At 66.0% G+C, this 23352-nt stretch carries 5 protein-coding genes; 4 read left to right on the top strand and 1 reads right to left on the bottom strand.

The genetic code is table 11. From position 1 onward, the window contains the following. Positions 1 to 55 precede the first annotated feature (55 nt). Entirely contained in the window at positions 56 to 6892 is a 6837-nt protein-coding gene (locus J6497_RS27700; RefSeq protein WP_225707435.1) for a hypothetical protein, read from the top strand. Between the two features lie 2 nt (positions 6893 to 6894). Beyond that, positions 6895 to 11745: a filamentous hemagglutinin family protein gene (locus tag J6497_RS41625; protein ID WP_225707434.1), complete on the top strand. Its 4851-nt coding sequence runs from the start codon at positions 6895 to 6897 to the stop codon at positions 11743 to 11745. A gap of 402 nt (positions 11746 to 12147) precedes the next feature. On the opposite strand, the gene J6497_RS27690 is transcribed toward J6497_RS41625, so the two are convergent. Next, positions 12148 to 13152 carry a sugar ABC transporter substrate-binding protein gene (locus J6497_RS27690; protein ID WP_225707433.1) on the bottom strand — a complete coding sequence of 335 codons (1005 nt, stop codon included), beginning with the start codon at positions 13150 to 13152 and terminating at the stop codon, positions 12148 to 12150. 571 nt (positions 13153 to 13723) lie between these two features. Between J6497_RS27690 and J6497_RS27685 the strand changes: the two genes are divergently transcribed. Together J6497_RS27685 and J6497_RS27680 are read left to right on the top strand one after the other, a co-directional pair. After that, positions 13724 to 15082 carry an HlyD family type I secretion periplasmic adaptor subunit gene (locus J6497_RS27685; RefSeq protein ID WP_225707432.1) on the top strand — a complete coding sequence of 453 codons (1359 nt, stop codon included), beginning with the start codon at positions 13724 to 13726 and terminating at the stop codon, positions 15080 to 15082. An 11-nt stretch (positions 15083 to 15093) separates the two neighbouring features. Continuing rightward, the gene (locus J6497_RS27680) at positions 15094 to 23328 is read left to right on the top strand and encodes a VCBS domain-containing protein (RefSeq protein ID WP_225707431.1); all 8235 of its coding nucleotides are present in this window, start codon (positions 15094 to 15096) and stop codon (positions 23326 to 23328) included. Positions 23329 to 23352 lie beyond the last annotated feature (24 nt).

Below are 23352 nucleotides of genomic sequence, written 5' to 3'. Positions count from 1 at the left end.
CACCGCCAACCAGCAGCGCAGCCAGCAGGCGACCGGCCCGTTCGACAATCTTTCTTTGCTCGCCGATCGTCTCGACCAGTCGCGCATCGAGATCGTCAGCGGCGGCAATGTGGTCTTCAAGGGCGGAGCTGCTGGCGCGGGCTCGCTGACCATCGCGCAGGGCGGTCAGGTGGCGGTGTCGGCGGCGGGGCGCATCTTCGCCGAGCGCGGCGCCACGATCGATGTCTCCGGCGTGCGCGACGTGTCGCTGGCGATGTCGGCCAACAACATCATGGTCAACATCCAGGGCAACGAGCTCCGCGACTCGCCGGTCAACCGCGACAGCAATGCGCTGAAGAACGCCGACGTCTGGGTCGATATCCGCGACCTGGTCTATGTGCCTGATGGCACCGGCGGCTATGCCGGCGATCGCTACTACACGCCGGGCGGCCTGCTCGAGGTCGGCGGCTATCTCGCCAATACTTCGCACAAGATCGGCGAATGGAGCGCGGTCGGCGGCACCATCACGCTGGCGGCGCCGGAAGTGATCGCGCAGGCCGGATCGGTGTTCGACATCTCGGGCGGCTCGGTCCGCTATGAGGCCGGCTATATCCGCACCACCAACTTCCTTGGGGCGGACGGCCGGCTCTACAACATCAACGATGCCCGCGCTGATATGACTTTCTATGGCCTCGGCCAGGGCTTCATCCGCAAGCATGAACGGTGGAACAGTACCGAGGTCTGGACCAGCCCGTTCGGCCGCGGCCGCGAGAGCGTGCGCTGGGAAGAGGGTTACACGATCGGCCGCGACGCCGGCAGGCTCATCCTGTCGACGCCAACGGCCGTTTTCGAGGGCAATATCCTCGCCGATGTCGTGCAGGGCGAGCGGCAGAACAGCGCCCGGCCGGATGGAGTTGTCGATGGCTACAAGGTCGGGCAGAACGTGGTGGCGCAAGCCGGCACGCTGGCGCTCGGGCAGTATGTTCCGACATTGCTAGCCCCCGGTCGCAATGCAGTTTTCGACACGGACGTTTTGATCGGCAACGTCAGCTCCGTCACCGAAGGTCTCTCCGCCGGCCTGGCGATTTCTCCTGAGCGGGTGAGTACTGCCTGGTTTGACGCTGAACATCTGAATCGCAGCGGATTGGGCGTTATCGACTTCGGCACGGCCGGCAAGATCACGGTGAATGCGCCGCTGAAGGTCGTGGACGGCGGATTGGTGAACCTCGTTGCGCCGATCGTCGACATCAAGGCCGACATTACGGCCCGCAGCGGGAGCATCTCGGTAACCAACGTCTTCAAGCCAGCCCGAGATGACATTCGCGAGACCGCCCTGTTGCTGGACGGCACCGCAAATGTTGTCGTGCGCGGGGGCGTGACCCTCGATACGAGCGGCCTGTGGGTCAATGCGCAGCTGAACCGAGATGACGACGTCAAGTCGGCCTTCATCGACGGCGGTTCGGTTCGCCTGGAATCGAGCGGTGACGTCACGCTTGAAGCTGGCAGCCTGATCGATGCCTCGTCGGGCGCTGCGATCACGATCGGCGGGAAAATCAAGGGAGGGCGCGGTGGAGACGTCGCGCTCATCGCTGGCCGCTCTGTCGTGGGCAATTCTCAGGTTGGTGCGCTCACCCTTGATGGAAATATCCGTGCCTATGGCGTGAATGGCGGCGGCACGCTGATGTTGAACTCGGGTGACGTGATCTCGTTGGGCGGACTGCCATTGCTGGCCGACGGCACGCTTGCGGCCGGGCAGGCGGCGTTGGCCAATTTGGTCTTGACCGACGAATTGGTGATTCCCGCCGGTACGGTGCTGGCGAGCGAGTTGCGCTACAAGGCGGGGCCTTCCATCCTGGCGCCCGGCGCGACCTTGTCCGGCGCCGTCACCTATTCCAACCTGCAGACGGAAATGCGGATCCAGAACGCCTGGAGCCTCGCCGGTACCAATCTGGTCGTATACATAGCAGGCCGCGATGCCCCCCTTTCCGGCGTTAGCAGCAACGTCGTTCCGGCCGGCGCGGTCGTCACGCGCATCGCCAGCGGCAGCTTGCCGGCCGGCTATGCGGTGTCGGCCAATATCTTCCCCGACGGTTTGTCGCTGCCGACGCACGTCGCCACGGTCAAGGCGGGCGAACCGCTCCCGACAGATCTGGTACTGGCGGCGGGCACGCTCATTGGCGCCGGCGCACAACTGCCCGTGGCGGCCCGGGTGCAGGTACCGCTGCACTTGGATGCGGACCTGCTGAACAAAGGTTTTGCCCATTACGAGATCGGCAGCGACGCTGGCGTGGTGGTGAGCGATGGCGCCCACTTGAATCCGGTAATGCCTGTGTACCGCCTGCGCGACGAGGCCTGGCAGATTGCCACGGGCACGGATGCGGCGCGAGCACTCGCGGCCTGGCTGCCGCCGCAATATCTCGAAGACTCGCGTGCCGGCATGTTGACCCAGCGCGGCGGCGCCAGCCTGACCCTGTTGGGCGGGCGCGACGTGCAGGATCTAAATTTGGACAAAACCGAAGCCAGCCTGATCATGGGTGGCTCCGTGACCGTGGATCAGGGCTCCGTGATCGAAGTCGATCCGGGCCAGTCCATTACGCTGCGCAGCCGTGGGCAAATGACAGTGGACGGCACGCTGCGCGCTCCGGGTGGCAATATTGCGCTCGAACTGCTGCCGGTGGACGTGGATGCTCGTCAGGATTGGCGTGATCCGCCGGCCTTCTCGAACCAACCCTATCAATCGATATTGTTGGGCGAGCATGCCTACCTGGATGCTGCGGCGCGCGCGGTGGTGGCGTGGGACTTCCAGGGCCAGCCGTATGGCGTGGTGCCCGACGGGGGGGCCATCTACGTGGGCGGCAATGCCGCGCTGGGCTGGGCCGCCGATGGTTTCGTGGTGGTGCGTGACGGCGCGATGCTGGATGCCTCGGGAGCGCAGGCCGATATCATCGTGCCGGGGGCGCGCGACGAGGGCGTGCGGCGCATCGCAAGCGCGGGCGGCTCGATCACGCTGGCCTCGTTCAATGGCATGGTGCTTGATGGCACGCTGCGTGCGGCGGCGGGCGGGACAGGCGCCGCTGGCGGCACGCTCGCGGTGCACATGGATGTGCGCTCTTATCTTGGCGAACCGCCGAGCCTGCCCTTGAGTGGCGCGACCGACGCCCAGGTCGCCGCAGCGGCGAAGGAGTTGCTGACGCCACGCGAAATCACGCTCATGGAGCAGGCGCCGTCGCAGGCCGGCGTGCCGCTGCAATACGGCCGCGCATTGCTCGGCCTGAACCGGATCGCCGCCGGCGGTTTCGACACTCTGGACCTGGCCGCCAGCATCATCAGTTTCGACGATAGCATGACACTGTCGGCCGGCCGCAGCATACGCCTGGCCGCGACCCTGCTGGCCGCCAACAGTTCCGACGCTCATATCGTGGTGCGCGCGCCGTATGTCACGCTGGCGGGCTTCACGGCCACGGGTGTTGTCGAACCCACCAGTCCTCGGAACTATTTCTCGCCAGACCTGAACTGGAGCCTCGGCACGGGGTTCGTCGTCCCGCAAAGTCAGGCCACGATGACGATCGAGGGCAATCTGATCGACGTGGATGGCGCCGTGCGTTTTGGCGGCGGGTACTACAACCAGGGTTCTTATCAGGGCAGTCTCGCCCGCGCGTTCAAGCGCGTCTGGAATAATCAGGTGCGGGCCGGCTTCGACCTGGTCACGCTCGACAGCACGGGCGACATCCGCTTCATGGGAACGTCCAGCCGGCAGGACGGTTACGCGACGCTCTTGAATACTGAGGACGGCGAGACCAGCCTGTATACCCTGGGCGACTTGACCCTGGCGGCCGTCCGCATCTACCCGGTCACGGGCGCCTGGGCCGAAGTCGTCGCAGGGCTGAAACTCACGCTGGGCATCGACAGGCTGGATCCCGCGCGCACGTTGCGCATCGAGCGCAATGGGGATTCGGGCACGCTGCCGCCTGCGCCGCCATCCGTCTTTGGCAGCCTGATCATGGCGGCCGCCAATGTGGAGCAGGGCGGTGTGCTGCAGGCGCCCTTGGGCCTGATCCAGTTGGGCGACATTCGCTACAGCGACGCCCTTCTCTACCCGTACCCGGGAACAACGTCAGTGACGCTGCTGCCCGGCAGCGTGACGTCGACCAGCGCCGCGGGCCTGGTGCTGCCGTATGGCGGCACCAGCGACGACGTGGCCTACCTGTATGGCGGGAAGCCCGTGCAGTTCGACGTGCGCGGCTCTCTCGCGCGCGGCGTCGTGCTGGCAGCCCGGGCGATCGACGTGCAGCAGGGTGCTGTGCTCGATCTGTCGGGGGGTGGCGAACTGACCGGCGCGGGCTTCATCACCGGCCGCGGCGGTTCGGTCGACGTGCTGCGCACGCCGCTGATCAACGCCAACCCGATCAATACCTTCAGCGATGCGGGCAACAGCGTCTATGCCATCATGCCGGGTTATGCCAGTGATTACGCGCCGCTGTCGCCGGACAGCGGCGCCGGCAATCCGGAGATCGGCCAGAGAATCACGATCCCGGCCGGCGTACCCGGGTTGCCGCCCGGCACTTACACGCTACTGCCGTCCAGCTACGCCTTGCTGCCCGGCGCCTTCCGCGTCGAGCTGCAGCGCGGTGCGCTGAGTCCGACGCAGCCTGTCGCCATGACCAACGGCTCGTGGTCGGTGCGCGTGCAGGGCAGTATCGCCCATACCGGCATCGTGGATACCTTGCCGACGCGCGCCACGCTGACGTCGGCCGATACGGTGCGGCACTATTCCCAGTACAACGAAACCGGCTATGCCGAGTTTGCGCGCGCCGAAGCCGCGCGCCTGGGGGGCATCGCGCCGGCGCTGCCCGAGGATGCGAAGCAGTTGGCGCTGGCCTATCCGGGCGCACCGCAGACATCCTTGCCGGCGCTGCATTTTGCGGGCACCGCCGACTTCACGCCCACCGAGGGCGGGCGCGGCGGCCAAGCCGTGATCACCACCGCCAAGAAGGGCGCCATCGAGATCACCGTGGGCGATACGCCCACGCCGGGCTTCACCGACAGTTATGCCAGCCCCTATACGGGCCAGGGCATTTCCATCAGCGCATCGGCGCTCAACGCCATCGGCGCGCCGCGCCTGGTCATCGGTGGCCGGTTGGTGGAGGGGCGGTCCGAAAACGAACAGGTCGGAGGCGGCGACGTCCGGTTGCCGTACGTGGACTTCAGCAGCCCTGTGCGCAATGGTGAATTGCAATTCGTCTCGCTGGCCGAGAAAGTGGTGGTGCGCAGCGGTGTCACGCTGAGCGCGCCGGAAATCTTCCTGGTCAGCTCCGGCGACACCGTGCCGGGCTCCATCGTGGTGGAAGCCGGCGCGCGTATCGACACGCTGTCGGCGAATATACCGTCCGACAGCGGCACCTATGTTTATGTGCCGCGCGCGGCTGTGGTCGGGATTTCCAACGGGCGGCTGGATTTCCTGCCGCCCACCAACAGCAGCACCGGCGACACCACCAGCGGCCGCATCGACATCGGCGTGTGCGGCGCGGCCACGTGCGCGCCCACTTACCTGTACTCGCAGGGGGCCATCGCCATTGCCGGCACCGGCCCGGTCAACCTGGGCAACGACGTGCGCTACGGCACCCGCAACCTGGCCTTGTCGGTATCTACGCTCAACGTCGGCAGCGCGTCGGCACTGGCCGATGCACAGGCCGCGGGTGTGATGGGCCCGGGCTTGTCGATGACGCAGGAATTCTTCTCGCGCCTGCTCGACGGCGATACCTCAGCGGGCGCGCCGGCGCTGGAAAGCCTGACGCTGACGGCGGGCAGCAGCATCAACTTCTTCGGCCCGGTGGACATCAGCACCTACGACCCGCGCACTGGGGAGGCGAGGCTGTCGCAACTGGTGCTGAACACGCCGGCCATCTACGGCGCCGGCGCCGCAGGCGAGCGGGCAGTGATCAGCACTGGCACGCTGTACTGGAACGGCACGCTGGTGCGCGTGCCGCCCTCGGAGGTTTCGGGCGCCGACCAGAAGGCATCGTCCGTTCCCATCAGCGCCAAGCCCGGCGACGTCATCGCCGGCGGCGCGGGCACCGGGCAGGGCGTGCTGGAGCTGCGGGTCGACGAACTGGTACTGGGCGACGCGCCCGGCACCCGGGCAAACAATCTCGTGACGCTCGACCGCGTGGCGCTGGGCTTCGACACGGTGAACGTGCGCGCGGCCAGGCGCGTTACCTCGGTCAACCAGGGCAGCCTTGCAGTCTATCGCAGCCAGGCCGAAGGCGCAGAGGGCATCGAGTACAGCGGTGGCAACCTGAACCTGATCACGCCGCTGCTTACCGGAGAGGCCGGCTCGGTCAGCAACATCAGGGCCGGCGGTGCGCTGATCGTCTCGGCCCCTGCCGGCTCACAGGTCGCGGCCGGCGACGCGGGGCTGGGCGCAACGCTGAGCCTGTCGGGCCACACCGTGACAGTGTCCGTGCCCATTGTGCTGCCCAGCGGGAAGCTGACGCTGTCGGCCGAAGGGGACCTGTTGTTGGCCGAGGGCGCCAAGCTGGACTTGGCTGGTCGCGGCATCGATTTCTTCGACGTCACGCAATACAGCGTTGGCGGCGACGTGGCGCTGGAAAGCCATGCGGGCAACATCAGCCAGGAGGCCGGCGTCACTATCGACGTGTCGGCGCGCTACAACCAAGCGGGCACCCTGACAGCCACGGCGCTGGGCGAGGGCGCCGGCCGCATCGAACTCAACGGCCCGATCCTAGGTTCGGCCAGCGGCCAGTACGACGCCGGCGGCACCGTGGTGCCGTTCGACGCGGGCATGGTCGAACTGCGCGGCCAGCACATCGCCGATTTCACCGGCCTGAACGCCCGCCGGACGAGGGCGGCGTCTTCGGCGCCCGCCGCTTCCAGATCAAGCAGGGCGATCTGACGGTGGACGGCACGTTGCGCGCCCGCGACATCGCGATCTCGGTCGACGACGGCAGCCTGACCGTGAACGGCAAGCTCGACGCCAGCGGCTTCCAGGTGGGCGCCATCCGCCTGGCGGCACGCGATGACCTGACTATCAACGGCGTGCTGGACGCGCATGGCACGGGCCTGCGAGTCGACAGCTACGGCCAGGTGATCGAGTCCCCCAACCGCGCCGTGATGGAACTGACCACGGCTTCGGGGCGACTGACGTTGTCGCCCGCGGCCATCATCGACCTGCGCGCCGGAACGGGGCAAGACGGCTCCGGCAATGGCGTGTCGCTGGGTACGCTGGACCTCAACGCGCCGCGCGTGGGCGCGGATGATGCGGCCGTCAACGCGCCGGCCGGCGTCACGATACGCGGCGCGCGCAGCATCGCGGTCAACGCGTTCCGGTCCTACACGCCCGCCGACGGCATCATCGACCAGGATTTGCTTGACGGCATCCATGCCGACAGCACGGCCTACATCAATGCAGCCTGGGCCAATCCCGGCCTGCAGGACCGGCTGGTCGGCCTGCGCACGTACGGCACGGCCTTTCACCTGCGGCCCGGCGTCGAATTGCGCAGCGACGGCGATATGAAGACCGTTGGTGACATCGACCTGTCGGGCTACCGCTATGGTCCTGACGTCGATCCCAACGTGCGCGGCTCGGGCGAGCCCGGGGTGCTGGTGGCGCGCGCCGGCGGCGATCTGACGATCAAGGGCAGCCTCACCGATGGCTTCGCGCTGCCCGCCGCCTCGCCCGACGACAATGGCTGGTTGTTGACGGGGCTGCTGTCGTCCGATGCGGTGGCTGAACTTGGCGGTACCCTGACGGGTGCCGCATCGGGCACCGTGACCCAGTTCGTCGGCGGGGCCGGCAGCCGCATGGTCCTCGATTTCGATGTATCGCTGCGGCCCACGCAACTGCGTCGCGGCGTGGAGATCCCATTCGATTTCGTCATCACTGCCGCGCTGCAGGTACCGACCTGGACCGATGCCGCAGGTTGGACGTTGCAGGCGGATGCCGTTCTCGGCAACAGCCTCGCGCTCGGCACCGCTGCCCAGAACCGGCTCGTCGTACTCCCGGACGGCACGACTTATGGCCCGACCCAAACCATTCCGGCGGGAACCATGCTCCCGAAAGGCACGGTCATCCACGTGGGCACTGCGGCGCTGAACATCCCCATCAACACGGAGTTCAAGGCGGGTACGGTCCTGGTATCGACTTCGAACACCAGTGTCCCCAATGGCACCGTCAACGCCAGAGGTGGCGTGCGCACTTCGGCCGCCACCACGCCGTTGCAGGTGCCTGCCAACACACCGCTGAACGTCTTCAACACGGCCGCGCTTTACCTGGCCCAGAGCGTGACGCTGGCACCCGACACGACGCTGCCCGGAGGCATGACCTTGATCGGCAACGTGCCGACGCGCGAGCCGGGCACCGGTGGCAAGCAGGGCAAGATGTGGGCGCTGGCACCCATGCTGGAGCAGGGCACGCAATCGTGGTCCTTGCGGCTCGCTTCCGGCGCGGATCTCGCGGCGGCCGACACCCGCGCGCTGCTCGTGTCGGAGACCCTGCAAGGCAAGGGGGATATGGTGCTGATCGACACACATGTGGTCAATCCCGCGGCGGCCCAGCCATTCGCGGCCCCCAGCGTGCTGCGCACCGGCAGCGGCGATCTGGAGCTGCTGGTCGGCGGCAACTTCGACGCGCGCTCGCCCTACGGCATTTACACCGCCGGCACGCCTTCGGCGGCGCTGGACGGCGACGACGCGGCGTGGAATCTGCCGCGCGGCCAGAATACCAGCAGCTCCGCTACCGGCACCACGGTGCTCGGCCAGTCCTTCGCGGCCTACGAGCCCCTGGTGAACGCGGGCAGCGACTATCGTGCCTGGTACCCCACGGGAGGCGGCAACCTGCTGCTACAAGCGCAGGGCAATTTGCTGGGTGACGCGCCGTCGGTGAAAGTCCTGGCCAACGGCGCTACGCCCAGCGATTGGTTGTGGCGTCAGGGTGGCGGTACCGGCGCCGACATCGCCACGGCCTGGTGGATCAATTTCGGCTCCTACGCCGCGACTTACTCCACCCAAAACACCTTGCGACTCGCGGCCTTCACGGGCATCGGCACCTTGGGCGGCGGCAATCTCACGGTCGATGCCGGCGGCGACGCGGGCCTGGCGCGCGCCCTCAATCTGGCGGTCGCCAGCACCGGCCGCGTGGATGCTAGCGGCACGCTGGTCTTGACCGGCGGCGGCGACATGAACGTGCGCGTAGGCGGCCGCATCAACCCGGCCGGCGTGTGGTGGACGGATTCGCAAGGCACGGCCAGCCACACCGGCAATTACGCTTCCTATGGTTCACTGGTCAATCTGCGGGGCCACGTCGACCTGCTCGCCGGCGCGATGGGGGGCCTGGAATTGCTGTACGGCACGGACGGCAAGCCCGACGCCGATCCGCGTGTCAGCGATCCGTTCGAGGTGACGGGCGCGGCGGTGGACGGCCGCAGTGGGCTCGCCATGCTGCCGGGCGATGCGCGATTCAGCCTGAATACCCGCGGCGATCTGGTGGTCGGCGACGTGGTGGACCTCGGCAACGTCGGCCTGGACTCCAGCCAGGTCAACACCGTGCCATTCGTCAACAAGGCCACCGGCATATCTTATGCCGGCGGCGGCATCGGCCGGTTCACGCTGTGGACGCCGGACAGCGGCTTCGAATTGTTCAGCGCGGGCGGCAACATGACCCCGCTGGGCGAGTTCTTCTTTAGCTATCATATCGCTCAGGACCTCGCTTATCCCTACCCCTCGATCCTGCGCGCCACGGCCGCCAGCGGCAGTATCTACTATTCCGACAACGGCTACGACGCCATCGTGCTGGCGCCCTCGGCCCAAGGGCAGCTCGAACTGCTGGCCGCGGGCTCCATCGATGGCAGCGGCGTAGCGGTTTCGCAGTCGGGTGCGGATCCTTCGGTCCTGTCCACGCCGTTCAACCCGGCGTTCGACGGCGCTCCGCGTGGCGGCAGCGTCGTTACGACCAATGTTTCCGCCGCCGGTTCGGGAAAGACCTTCGCCTTTGGTCCCAACACCGTCGACAGTCAGGCGCAGGCCGATGCCGAAGGCGAACCGGTGCGCTTCTATGCGGTGTCGGGTGACATTGTCGGGGTACATACCGGTTCAGTGGAAGACTGGGTTCCTGGAGCGTTCGACTCCCAAGGCAAGACGGCCTTGCGCTGGTATGTGGGCGCGCGTCCCGGACGCATCATGGCCGGCCGGGACATCGTGGGCAGCGGTACGTCTCCAGGCCAGCCTCTGGGTGGCAATCCGGCGCTGGTGGGGTTTACCACCAATCTTTTCGTGCATCAGTCCGAAAACGACGTGTCGCTGGTGCAGGCCGGACGCGACATCATCCAGTCCAGCTTCCGCGTTGCCGGACCCGGCACGCTGGAGATCACGGCCGGCCGCAACATCTACCAGGCCGACAAGGGAGAGTTCGTCAGCCTGGGACCGATCGCCGGCGTGCACCCGGCAGGCATGCCCGGGGCAGACATCGCCGTGCTGGCTGGTGCCGGCTCTCACGGTCCGAACTGGGCAGCGCTGGCCGCGCGCTACCTGGATGCCGCCAACCAAGCCGACCTCACCCCCGGCCACCCGCTGGCCGACCAGCCGGGCAAGGCGGCGCACACCTACCAGGACGAACTGATCGACTGGCTCAAGGGTCGCTACGGCTATGAGGCGGCCGATGCTGCCGATGCGCTGGCCTACTTCAACGGCCTCGCACCGGAGCAGCAACGTATCTTCCTGCGCGGCGTGTACTTCGCCGAACTGAAGGCCGGCGGTCGCGAGTACAACGACGCCGATGGCCCGCGCTTCGGCAGCTACCTGCGCGGCCGCCAAGCCATCGCCACGCTGTTTCCTGAGACGGATGCGCAAGGCAACTCCATCGCCTACGGCGGCGACTTCACCATGTTCAGCACCGAGGTCTATAACAGCGACGGCGTGCTGACGGGTACGCGCGACAGCAGTATCCGCACCCTGGGTGGGGGGGATATCCAGATGCTGACACCGGACGGGCGCATCCTGCTGGGCGTGGAAGGTATCACGCCCGGCGGCAACGCGGGGCTGCTGACGCAGGGCTCGGGCAACATCCAGCTCTACTCGCAAGGCAGCATCTTGCTGGGCCTGTCGCGCATTATGACCACCTTCGGCGGCGACATCCAGGCGTGGTCGGCGGAAGGCGATATCAACGCAGGCCGCGGCGCCAAGACGACGATCGTCTATACCCAGCCGAAGCGCGTCTACGACAACTACGGTGGCGTGACCTTGTCGCCGAACGTGCCATCGTCCGGTGCAGGTATCGCCACGCTCAACCCGATCCCGGGCATTCCGCCGGGCGATATCGACCTGATCGCGCCGCTCGGCACGATTGATGCGGGCGAGGCCGGCATTCGCGTCTCCGGCAATATCAACCTCGCTGCGCTGCAGATCCTTAATGCCGCGAACATTCAGGTGCAGGGCACCGCGACCGGCCTTCCTACCGTGCAGGCGCCGCCGGTCGCGGCATTGGTCACCAGCAATAACATGACGGCGGCGACGCAGCAGGCTCAGCCGGCCGCCCCCAGCAACAATGATCGGCCCTCGATCATCATGGTCGAATTCCTCGGCTTCGGCGGCGGCGCCGCGCCGGACGGTGAAACGCCCAACCGTCGCTCCAATCCCGAACAGCGCTCGTACAATACAGATAGTCGCCTTCAAGTGATAGGTCTCGGCCGATTGACCAACGAGCAATCGCGCCTGCTGACCGATGACGAGCGGCGCAATCTCGCCGGACAATGAATGATATGGAAGAGCTGCATCAGAAGGCCGCGTCGTCAAGGTTGTGGCCTGTGGTCACGGCCTCGACGGAGGTGTTACGCGGCTGCGGTTTGATGGATCCGACCCTCACGTCTTGGGGTCGCGCAGGAGCGCTGGCACAATTCTCGTTTGCTATGATGACTCTTGCGGAACGCATCCAGATGAAGCGACAAGGACCTTCGCGAGTCTTGGCAACATTCGAGCAAAGTGTCTCTCTCGCGTAGAGATCAAGATTGGTCCACGTAGGCCCTTAGGCCGGCGTTCGAGATCAAACATATCGTTTGCTTGCATAAGCCGTGATTTGCGGGTCGGCGTCCCGCGGACGGCGTTTCGATCGGACATCGCCGGCTTAGCGACCGAATTCCTGCATGAATACCGGACAAATCACATCAAGAACTGATCCTGCAGCCAGCGTATGCCGGCGGCATTCTCGAAGGTCACGACAGGACCATCCGTAATGACGCGCTTGGGGAGGTTGCTCCCCGCGGTGACCGCCGCGATGCCGGCGAAGATGGCGCCGCCATGGATGAGACAGGACGGATTGCGCACGGTGGCAAACATGCGTCCCTCAAAGACAGCATCGAGGGCAGGCGGCATGGCGTCGATGCCGCCAATGAGGATGCTCGTGCGGCCGTGCGCCTTCATCACGTCGTAGGCGGCGAGCGCCATGTCGTCGCTGTGAAAGAAGGCTGCGTCAATTCGCGCGTGTTTGGCGAGGAGCACTTCCCACAGTCGGGCCACCTTTGCTTGGTCCCAGTCGGCCGGCTGGGTGTCGAGTACCTCGATGCCGGGAAACCTCTTCACCACGGCCTCAAAACCCTTGGCGCGTTCCTGCGCGGCGCTGTGGTCGAGTGGCCCCTGGGTCATGATGATCCTGCCCTGACCGTCGAGCTTGGCGACCAGCGCGCGGGTCACAGCTCGGCCCATGGTCTCGTTGTCGGCTCCCAAGTGACTATAGATGCTGAGCTCACTGGCGGGCGCGATCACGGTTTCCATCTCGATCACGGGGATACCGGCGTCGATCATTTTCTGGACCGGCTCCGTCAGCGTGCCGGTGCCGAGGGCCTGAATGGCAACGAAGTCCCATTTTTGCGACGCCATTCTGTCGATTGCCGCGCGTTGCTTGTTGGCATCGAGCTCACCATCGAACCAGGTCACTTCGACATTGCGCAGTTTGCCCCAGTACTCGGCCGCCGCCTTGCCCTGGGCGCACCAGGTCGATTGCAGCCCACCATTGGAGAACGCAGCCTGGAGTGGCTTGTCCAAGCGACCAGGCGCCACATCTGCTTGCGCCTCGCCGAAAGCCAAGGCGCCGAACGTTGCTGCCGCTCCGCCGGCCGACGCTCCGGCCAGAAAGTCACGCCTGGTCCTATTCAACGTGTCGGTCATGCCGGCCTCCTGGGTCAACTCCTCGAACGTCGATATTGTGCGGGAGTCTGGTGGTACAGGCATCCGGTTGCAAGCTGATCATAGATCAACTTGTAACTTATCGAGACCTATTGCCCACTCACACCGCGCGCATTGCCGATCACGAAAATGAGCGCCCTTCCTGTCGGTTCCTGAACATCGCTCGCTGGTTGTCTCAAGAACGTGGGGAACACGGTCGGTTCTCTCGACCAGAAAAGTTCCAGCAGGCTGCGAACGTGACGCGGTTGCCAGAGTTCCGCACAAACCACGCCATGCATGTCATGCAACCCGAACGTGCATTCGGCTTGATGTCAGGATAGCATCGGCTGCTATCATGGCGTGTGCTACCGTAGTAGTATCACCAATGAGCTCGATCGGCGAACCCGCGCGTCGAGATCAGGATGGCGATGCTGCCGGAGAGCTGCTCTCCCGCAGCGATCGGGAAGGTCAGGGTCATCGCCCGACCTGACTGCAGCAAGCCTCGTTCTCGAGCGGGAGTTGCGCCGTACCCGGACGACACCGCATGCGGTTGTCAGAATGACGGGAGGCGCAGGTGGACAGCCTAACCAAGAGCCAGGCCTATAAGGGGATTGCGACACCGATTGCCCGGGACCGCCGGGCGACACCGCAGATCGGGAGTGATGTCGGCTACCAAAGGGTGACGCGCGGAGTACGGAATCTTCTCATCGGGGTCATCGGACTGGTGGCACTCCTCGTCTTCATGTCGCTATTTGTGAATATCGAGGAAGTCGCCCGGGCTCGCGGCGAATTCATCCCGGTACAGCGCGTCCAGAATATCCAGACTGCCGAGGGCGGCTTGCTCGAGGCAATCCTCGTGCGCAATGACGATCGCGTTTCAAAGGATCAGGTTCTCGCCAAGTTTCGCGCCACCGACCTGTTACGTGACCTCGATCTGACCGACGTACGCATCGGCCGGCTCGAAATCGAGGTCGAACGGCTGGACGCCTTTGTCACCGGGCGGGATCCCGACCTGGAAAAGTACCGGGCCAAGTTTCCGCAGATGGTCAATGAAGCCCTCGCGCTTCACAAGCAGCAGGTGCTGCGGCTGCAGCGTGACCTCGAACAGAAGGATCATGCCATCAGCGAGGTGAAAACCGCGATTGCGTCCGCTGAACAAAAGATCCCAGCAGCGAAGGGGAGCCTTCAGGCAACCCAGGACCTGCTCGAGCGCACACGCGAAGGCGCGCGCCTTGGGGTGATCGCACGCAATCGCGTGGCGGGAGTCGAGGAACAGGCTGCACAATCGGAACGGACCTATGTCGAGCTCGTGTCGACACTCGACGAGCTCAAATCGCGCATCAGGAGCATCGAGGCCGAGCAGGCTTCGCTGACTGCCAAGGCGGCGAGCGATGCGCGTAACGAGCGCGCCGAGCGTATCGGACAGTTGAACGAAGCCAATGTCACGCTCGCTGCGCTCCGCGCCCGTTCCCAAGGCGTCGAGGTGACGGCACCTGTCAACGGCATCGTGCACAAGGTGTCGGAGACGCCGATCGGAACCGTGATACCGGCCGGCGGAACCGTATTAGAGGTCGTACCAACCGATGGCGGCGTGCTGATGCAGGCACGGGTCACGCCGCGCGATATCGGCTTCGTGCATGTCGGCCAGAAGGCGCTCGTGAAAGCCGACGCCTTCGAATACGGCCGCTTTGGCGCAATTGAGGCCAAGGTGGCCCGCATCTCACCCTCGAGCGACAAGACACCTCAAGGGCAGGAACCGTTTTTCGTGGCCGAGATGGAGCTCGAACGCGACTATGTCGGCGTTGACCGAGCCCATGTCGTGACGCCGGGAATGACCGGCGAGGTGAGCATCCTCACCGGCCAGAAGACGATCTTTCAGTATCTGCTGAAACCTATTTACGTCACGTTGGATTCGGCCCTGCGCGAGCGTTGAAGGAACGTAGGATGGCAAAATCAAGCCAGCCCAAGGACAGGACAAGGCCTGGTCCCTCCAATCGCAAAGCCGGCACCGAGCCGGACGGCATGCTGAGCAAGGCCATCGACAAGCCCATCGGCCCGCCCGACCAGGCGCGCGAGGAAGCGCCGATCGGTTGGGACTTCGGCCCCGAAGACCAGCCGCCGATCATCCCCGGTCACGATGAAGGCGCACCGGCAGACGCGGCTCCTGCTTCTGAGGCAGATGACCAACCGGGCGCCCGCGAAGGCGGCGAAGATCGGCCGGAGGGGTCGGGCGGCGCCGCAGCGGTTGCGTCTGCCGAGGGCGTGGCGGCAGCCGCAGCCTATGTGGAGGATGCTTCCGGAGGCGGCGGGCAGGGCCGCCACCCCTCAGAGCCGGCACTGCATGGCCGCGGGAGCGGCTCGCTCGACGCGCCAGCAGCCGCGCTGCGGCCGGTCGATCCTGGCGATGGCTCGCGGCCGGCGCGTGCAGCACCGGGAGGAGGAGGCGGAGGCTCAAGGCGTGATGACGCGAACCAGGACCAGCCGGCGGAAAGCTACCCGGATCAGCCGCTGCCCGACACCTCGGCAACTCCCCCCACCGTCAGCCCGCACGCGCCGCCCATCGTCGGCGGCGCGAGCGAGAGCGAGGTTACTGAAGACACGGTCCTCACCTCCAGCGGCCAGCTCACCGCGACCGGTGCGGAGGGAGGTGCCATCCACTGGAGCGTGGAAGGCGGCACCGGCGCTTATGGCAGCCTGACCGTCGACGCGGCCGGCCGGTGGACCTTCACCATGAACAACGACAGCCCTGCCGTGCAGGGGCTGAACGCCGGCGAGACGGTGCAGGAGATCTACATCGTGCATGTTACCGATGACGCTGGTGCAGTCGTCGACCGACAGATCATCGTCACGATCAGGGGGACCAACGATCTGCCTGTGATCAGCGGGACCGAGACCGGCGAAGTTACGGAGGACACAATCCTCAAAGGCGATGGCACGCTCACGACCACCGACGTCGATGTCGGCGACACCGCGACTTGGAGTGTGGTCGGCAGCGACGCCGGCCGATACGGCGAGCTGACACTCAATCCGGACGGCTCCTGGTCGTATGCGCTCGACAATGATGCGGCACAGGGCCTGAAGGCCGGCGAGACGGTGCAGGAGATCTTCACCGTCAGGGCGACGGATTCCGCGGGCGCTTCCGTCACCCAGCAGGTCACCGTGACGGTCACCGGCACCAACGACGTGCCCGTGATCTCCGGCACCGCCACCGGTGCAGTCGGCGAGGACGGCACGCTGACGGCGCAAGGCGCGCTCACGGCGAGCGACGCCGATGTCGGCGACACCGCGACCTGGTCGCTGGTCGGCAACGACGCGGGCCACTACGGCGAGCTGACGCTCAATCCGGACGGCTCCTGGTCCTATGCGCTCGACAACGATGCGGCACAGGGCCTGAGGGCGGGCGAGACCGTGCAGGAGATCTTCACGGTCAAGGCCACGGATTCCGCGGGGGCTTCGGTGACACAGCAAGTGACGGTCACGGTCACCGGGACCAACGACGTGCCCGTGATCTCGGGCACCGCCACCGGCGCGGTCGGCGAGGATGGCACATTGACGGCCCAGGGCGCATTGACCTCCTCGGATGCGGACATCGGCGACACCGCAACCTGGTCGCTGGTCGGCGACGACACGGGCCAGTACGGCTCGCTGACGCTCAACCCCGATGGCTCATGGTCCTACGCGCTCGACAATGATGCGGCACAGGGCCTGACGGCGGGCGAGACCGTGCAGGAGATCTTCACGGTCAGGGCCACGGATTCCGCGGGGGCTTCGGTGACACAGCAAGTGACGGTCACGGTCACCGGGACCAACGACGTGCCCGTGATCTCCGGCACCGCCACCGGCGCGGTCGCCGAAGACGGCACGCTGACGGCCCAGGGCGCACTCACCACGAGCGATGCCGATGTCGGCGATACTGCAACTTGGTCGGTGGTCGACAGCGACGCCGGCCACTACGGCGAACTGACGCTCAATCCCGACGGCTCCTGGTCCTATGCGCTCGACAACGAGGCGGCGCAGGGCCTGAAGGCGGGCGAGACGGTGCAGGAGATCTTCACGATCAAGGCCACCGACTCCGCGGGCGCTTCCGTCACCCAGCAGGTCACCGTGACGGTCACCGGCACCAACGATGTGCCCGTGATCTCGGGCGCCGCCACCGGCGCGGTCGACGAGGACGGCACGCTGACGGCGCAGGGTGCGCTCACCACCAGCGACGCCGACGTCGGCGACACCGCCACCTGGAGCGTGGTCGGCAGCGACGCGGGCCACTACGGCGAGCTGACACTTAATTCCGACGGCAGTTGGTCCTACGCGCTCGACAACGATGCGGCACAGGGCCTGAAAGCCGGTGAGACCGTGCAGGAGATCTTCACGGTCAAGGCCACCGACTCCGCCGGTGCCTCGGTGACGCAGCAGGTCACCGTGACGGTGACCGGCACCAACGATGTGCCCGTGATCTCGGGCGCCGCCACCGGCGCGGTCGACGAGGACGGCACGCTGACGGTGCAAGGCGCGCTGACCACCAGCGACGCCGATGTCGGCGACACCGCGACTTGGTCGGTGGTCGGCAACGACGCGGGCCACTACGGCGAGCTGACACTCAATTCCGACGGCAGTTGGTCCTACGCGCTCGACAACGATGCGGCACAGGGGCTGAAAGCCGGCGAGACCGTGCAGGAGATCTTCACGGTCAAGGCCACCGACTCCGCGGGCGCTTCGGTCACCCAGCAGGTCACCGTGACGGTCACCGGCACCAACGATGTGCCCGTGATCTCCGGCACCGCCACCGGCGCGGTCGGCGAGGACGGCACGCTGACCGCCCAGGGCGCACTCACCACGAGCGATGCCGATGTCGGCGACACCGCGAGCTGGTCGGTGGTCGGCGACAGCGACAGTACCTATGGCGCGCTGACACTCAATCCGGATGGCTCCTGGTCCTATGCACTCGACAACGAGGCGGCACAAGGCCTGAAAGCCGGCGAGACCGTGCAGGAGATCTTCACGGTCAGGGCGACGGATTCCGCGGGGGCCTCGGTCACCCAGCAGGTCACCGTCACGATCACCGGCACCAACGATGTGCCCGTGATCTCCGGCACCGCCACCGGTGCGGTTGGCGAGGACGGCACCCTGACGGCCCAAGGCGCGCTCACCACGAGCGATGCCGATGTCGGCGACACCGCGACCTGGTCAGTGGTCGGCGACAGCGACAGTACCTATGGCGCGCTGACACTCAATCCAGACGGCTCGTGGTCCTATGCGCTCGACAACGATGCGGCACAGGGGTTGAAGTCTGGCGAGACGGTGCAGGAGATCTTCACGGTCAAGGCGACGGATTCCGCGGGGGCTTCGGTCACCCAGCAGGTGACGGTCACGGTCACCGGCACCAACGACGTGCCCGTGATCTCCGGCACCGCCATCGGTGCGGTCGCCGAGGACGGCACGCTGACGGCGCAGGGCGCACTGACAACGAGCGATGCCGATGTCGGCGACACCGCGAGCTGGAGCGTCGTCGGAGATAGTGACAGTACCTATGGCGCGCTGACGCTCAATCCAGACGGCTCGTGGTCCTACGCGCTCGACAACGAGGCGGCGCAGGGTCTGAAGGCCGGCGAGACCGTGCAGGAGATCTTCACGGTCAGGGCGACGGATTCCGCGGGGGCTTCGGTCACCCAGCAGGTGACGGTCACGGTCACTGGCACCAACGACGTGCCCGTGATCTCCGGCACCGCCACCGGCGCGGTCGGCGAGGACGGCACCCTGACCGCCCAGGGCGCACTGACAACGAGCGACGCCGATGTCGGCGATACCGCGAGCTGGTCTGTGGTCGGCGACAGCGACGGTACCTATGGCGCGCTGACACTCAATCCGGACGGCTCGTGGTCCTACGCGCTCGACAATGATGCGGCGCAGAGCCTGAAGGCCGGCGAGACCGTGCAGGAGATCTTCACGGTCAAGGCGACGGATTCCGCAGGCGCTTCCGTCACCCAGCAGGTGACGGTCACGGTCACCGGCACCAACGACGTGCCCGTGATCTCCGGCACCGCGACCGGCGCGGTCGGCGAGGATGGCACATTGACCGCCCAGGGCGCATTGACCTCCTCGGATGCGGACATCGGCGACACCGCAACCTGGTCGCTGGTCGGCGACGACACGGGCCAGTACGGCGCGCTGACGCTCAACCCCGATGGCAGCTGGTCCTACGCGCTCGACAATGACGCGGCCAATGTGCAGGCGCTTGGGAAGGGCGATACTGCGCAAGACATCTTCACTGTCCGGGTGACCGACTCGTCTGGGGCGACTGTGACGCAGCAGGTGACGATCACGATCACCGGCACCGACGACGCGCCGTTGATTTCGGGGACAGGATCAGGGACGGTCGAAGAGGACGGCGACAAGACCGCCAAGGGGGTCCTTACCGCCACGGACGACGAGGGCGGACGCCTCACCTGGCAGCTCGTCGGTGACGGCGACAGCCAGTACGGCAGCCTCAGCCTCGACTCCCGCGGCAATGACGCTGGTTGGCATTATGTGCTCGACAACCAGGCCGCGCAGGGCCTGAGGGAAGGCGAGACTGTTCAAGAGATATTTACGGTGCGGGTGACCGATGCTTCCGGCACCAGCACCGACTACACGGTGACGGTCACAATCGTGGGCACCAACGATGTGCCGGTGATCTCCGGCACCGCGACCGGTGCGGTCGGCGAAGATGGCACCTTGACGGCGCAGGGCGCGCTGACGGCGAGCGATGTCGACATCGGCGATACCGCGACGTGGTCGCTGGTCGGCGACGATGCGGGCCACTATGGTGCGCTGACGCTGAATCCCGACGGCTCCTGGTCCTATGCGCTCGACAACGATGCGGCGCAGGGCCTGAAGGCCGGCCAGACCGCGCAGGACATCTTCACGGTCAAGGCCACCGACTCCGCAGGCGCTTCAGTCACGCAACAAGTCATCGTGACGGTCACCGGCACCAACGATGTGCCCGTGATCTCGGGCACCGCAACCGGCGCAGTCGGCGAGGATGGCACCTTAACGGCGCAGGGCGCGCTGACTGCCAGCGACGCGGATGTCGGCGACACCGCGAGCTGGAATGTGGTGAACGATGGTCACGGCACCTATGGCGAGCTCACGGTCGACCAGGATGGTCACTGGAGCTATGTGCTGGACAATGACTCGGCGCAAGGATTGCGAGATGGCCAGACGGGGCAGGATATCTTCACGGTCAAAGTGACCGACAGTTCCGGCGCAACCAGCGAACATCAGGTGACGGTGACGGTCACCGGCACCAACGACGCGCCGGTGATCTCCGGCAGCTTCACCGGCGAGGCGACTGAGGACGTGCCGACCGCCTCCGGTACGCTGACCGCGACCGATCCCGACATCGGCGACATCGCGACGTGGAGCGTGACGGGCAACGACCATGGCACCTACGGCGAGCTCACGATCGACGAGAATGGCCACTGGACCTACACGCTGGATGACGCTTCAGCGCAGGGCTTGAAGGCCGGCCAGACCGCGCAGGACATCTTCACGGTCACGGTGACCGACAGCGCGGGCGCGACGAGCGAGCATCAGGTCGCGGTGACGGTCACCGGCACCAACGATGCGCCGGTGATCTCCGGCACATTTACCGGCGAGGTGACCGAGGACCAGGACCTGACCGCGAGTGGCAGGCTTTCGGTCACCGATCCTGATATCGGCGATACGGCAACGTGGAGCATCGTGGACGGGGGGCAAGGCACCTACGGACACTTGACCCTGGATCAGGACGGCCACTGGAGCTACGTGCTTGACAACGACTCCGCACAGGGATTGCGAGATGGCCAGACCGCGCATGATGTCTTCACCGTCAAGGTAACCGACAGCGACGGCGCGGTCGCCGAGCAACAGATAACCATGACGGTGACCGGCACCAACGACGCGCCGGTGATCTCCGGAACATTCACAGGCGAGGCGCAGGAGGACGTGACGCTGGTGACGAGCGGAGATCTCGTCGCCAAGGATGTCGATATCGACGACACCGTAACTTGGTCGGTGGATGGATCATCGATATCGGACTATGGCTCGTTTTCCGTCGACCCGGAGACCGGCCACTGGGTCTATACCCTGAACAACGATGCCGCCCAGTCGCTGCAGCCAGGACAGGTTGTCCACGACAGCTTCACCGTCCAGGCAACGGATGAGTCCGGCGCGACGACAACGCAGGTCGTGACGGTCGACGTGACCGGTACCGCTGACGCGCCTCCCCCTCCGGTCGATGCAGGTGGAAACATCACGCTGGTCGGCGTCGAGGACTGGTACAATCCGAGCTGGGGCGGCGGCTATCATGCGACCTTCGAGCTGACCCTGACCGACGACATGATGCAGGGCGGCAGCCTCGAGGAATGGATCCTGCAGGTCATCGTCAACAATCCGAACGCGGTCATCTCGACCGGCTGGCTCAACGGCTTCAATGGCACGGTCTCCTTCGATCCCGCGACGGGCACCTTCAGCAACGTAGGCCAGGATTACCAGCCCGAGCTGCACGCGGGCGATAAAATCTCGTTCACCATCGAGGTGCAGGGCACCGGCTACAACAGGGACGATATCTCGTTCTCGTTCCAGGACAGGGATCTTACGCCCACAGCAACGGCGAGCTTCAGCGCCAGCGTCGCGGCAACAGCGCCGGATGTCGATACATCTTCGGATGCCGCGGCATCGGTCGCCGACGCCGCGGCTGCGGTTGCCGCAGTCGCATTGGATCACGACGCGTCGCCGTCGACGGACAGCACGTCGACATCGGGAGCCTCAGCGCATGACTCCGGCGCCCCAGCGGCGAGTGGCGATGTGGCCTCCGGACCAGCCGCACAGGCCGACGTCAGCGAGGTTGCGCCTCCCGTCGATGCGGGTGGACACATCACGCTGGTGAGCGTCAACGACTGGTACAATCCGAGCTGGGGCGGTGGCTACAACGCGACCTTCCAGCTCACCCTGACGGATGACATGTTGAAGGGCGGCAGCCTCGAGGGATGGAGCCTGCAGATCGGTGTCAACAATCCGAACGCGGTCGTCTCGACCGGCTGGCTCGACGGCTTCAATGGCACGGTCTCGTTTGACCCTGCGACGGGCACGTTCAGCAACGCAGGCCAGGATTACCAGCCGGAGCTGCATGCGGGCGATACCATCCAGTTCTCTGTCCAGGTGCAGAACGCCGGCTTCGACAGGAACGGCTTCTCGTTCTCGTTCCAGGACCTCGATCCTGTGCCCGCAGCGGCGGCGGCGAGCGCCGGTGCAGGCGCAGCAGCAATAGTGCAGGATGTCGGTACATCTGCGGATGCCGTCGACATGCAAACGACTTTCATGCCGGCGGAGATTGGCATCGGCGAACAAGTCGCGCACGATTCCTCTCACGCAGACGGTCCTGCAAGCGACGCCCAGCCGCAGCCGACCACGGTTGCGCCGGAAGAGGCTGCGGCACATGCCGATGTCGCTGCCGCTGCAAGCGATGGGCAGGGCGCCGGCCAAAGCCAGACCACAGCAGATGCTCAAACCGGCCGTGCGTCGGTAGCCGAAGCCGGCGCGGCCGATCGCTATGTTTCCGTCGCGGGTGGCGGCGATGAGCATCAGGCGGTGGCCGGAAGCGCTGCCGCTGACGTGACGACACGTGCCGACTCGGATGTGGGGGCGAGCGCCGATCACGGGCTGCATCACGGTCAGGGCCATGACCATGAGGACATGGGACTGCATCTTGGTCAGGACCCTGCGAGCCATGACGATCATGGCGACATGGGACTTCACATTGGCCAGGATCATGACGCCCTCGGCGGCGCAGCACAGGCGGCCACCAGTCCTGTCAGTGCAGATCAAGCATTCGCGACACCTTCGACGGCCGGCGCCTACTTGGAGTTCGTCCAGTCGCCGAGCAGCGATCACGCGTCAATGGCACAAGCGGCCGACCAGCAACCAACCGCGGGCACCGCCGACTATGTTCACATGGTCACAGGGGCCGACCCGGGAGCGCACGAACCGCCGTCGCCCGATCATCTCTTTGCCGATGCCCAGATCGACAACAGCCATGCCTCGGGAGCCGGCGGTCACGACCCGCACGCGGACGCCGTCCATGATGATGCGGGCCTCGCTGCCGCGGCTACGCCTCCGGAGCCGATGCCTGCGGAGCAGGACCAAGGCCATGGCGGGCACTAGCGTCGTGACCGGTGAGCGAGGTTC

This window comes from Bradyrhizobium cenepequi, from assembly GCF_020329485.1.
GTDB lineage: Bacteria > Pseudomonadota > Alphaproteobacteria > Rhizobiales > Xanthobacteraceae > Bradyrhizobium > Bradyrhizobium cenepequi.
The sequence above is the reverse complement of the archived record's forward strand: the minus strand, read 5'-3'. Positions and strand labels throughout refer to the sequence as shown.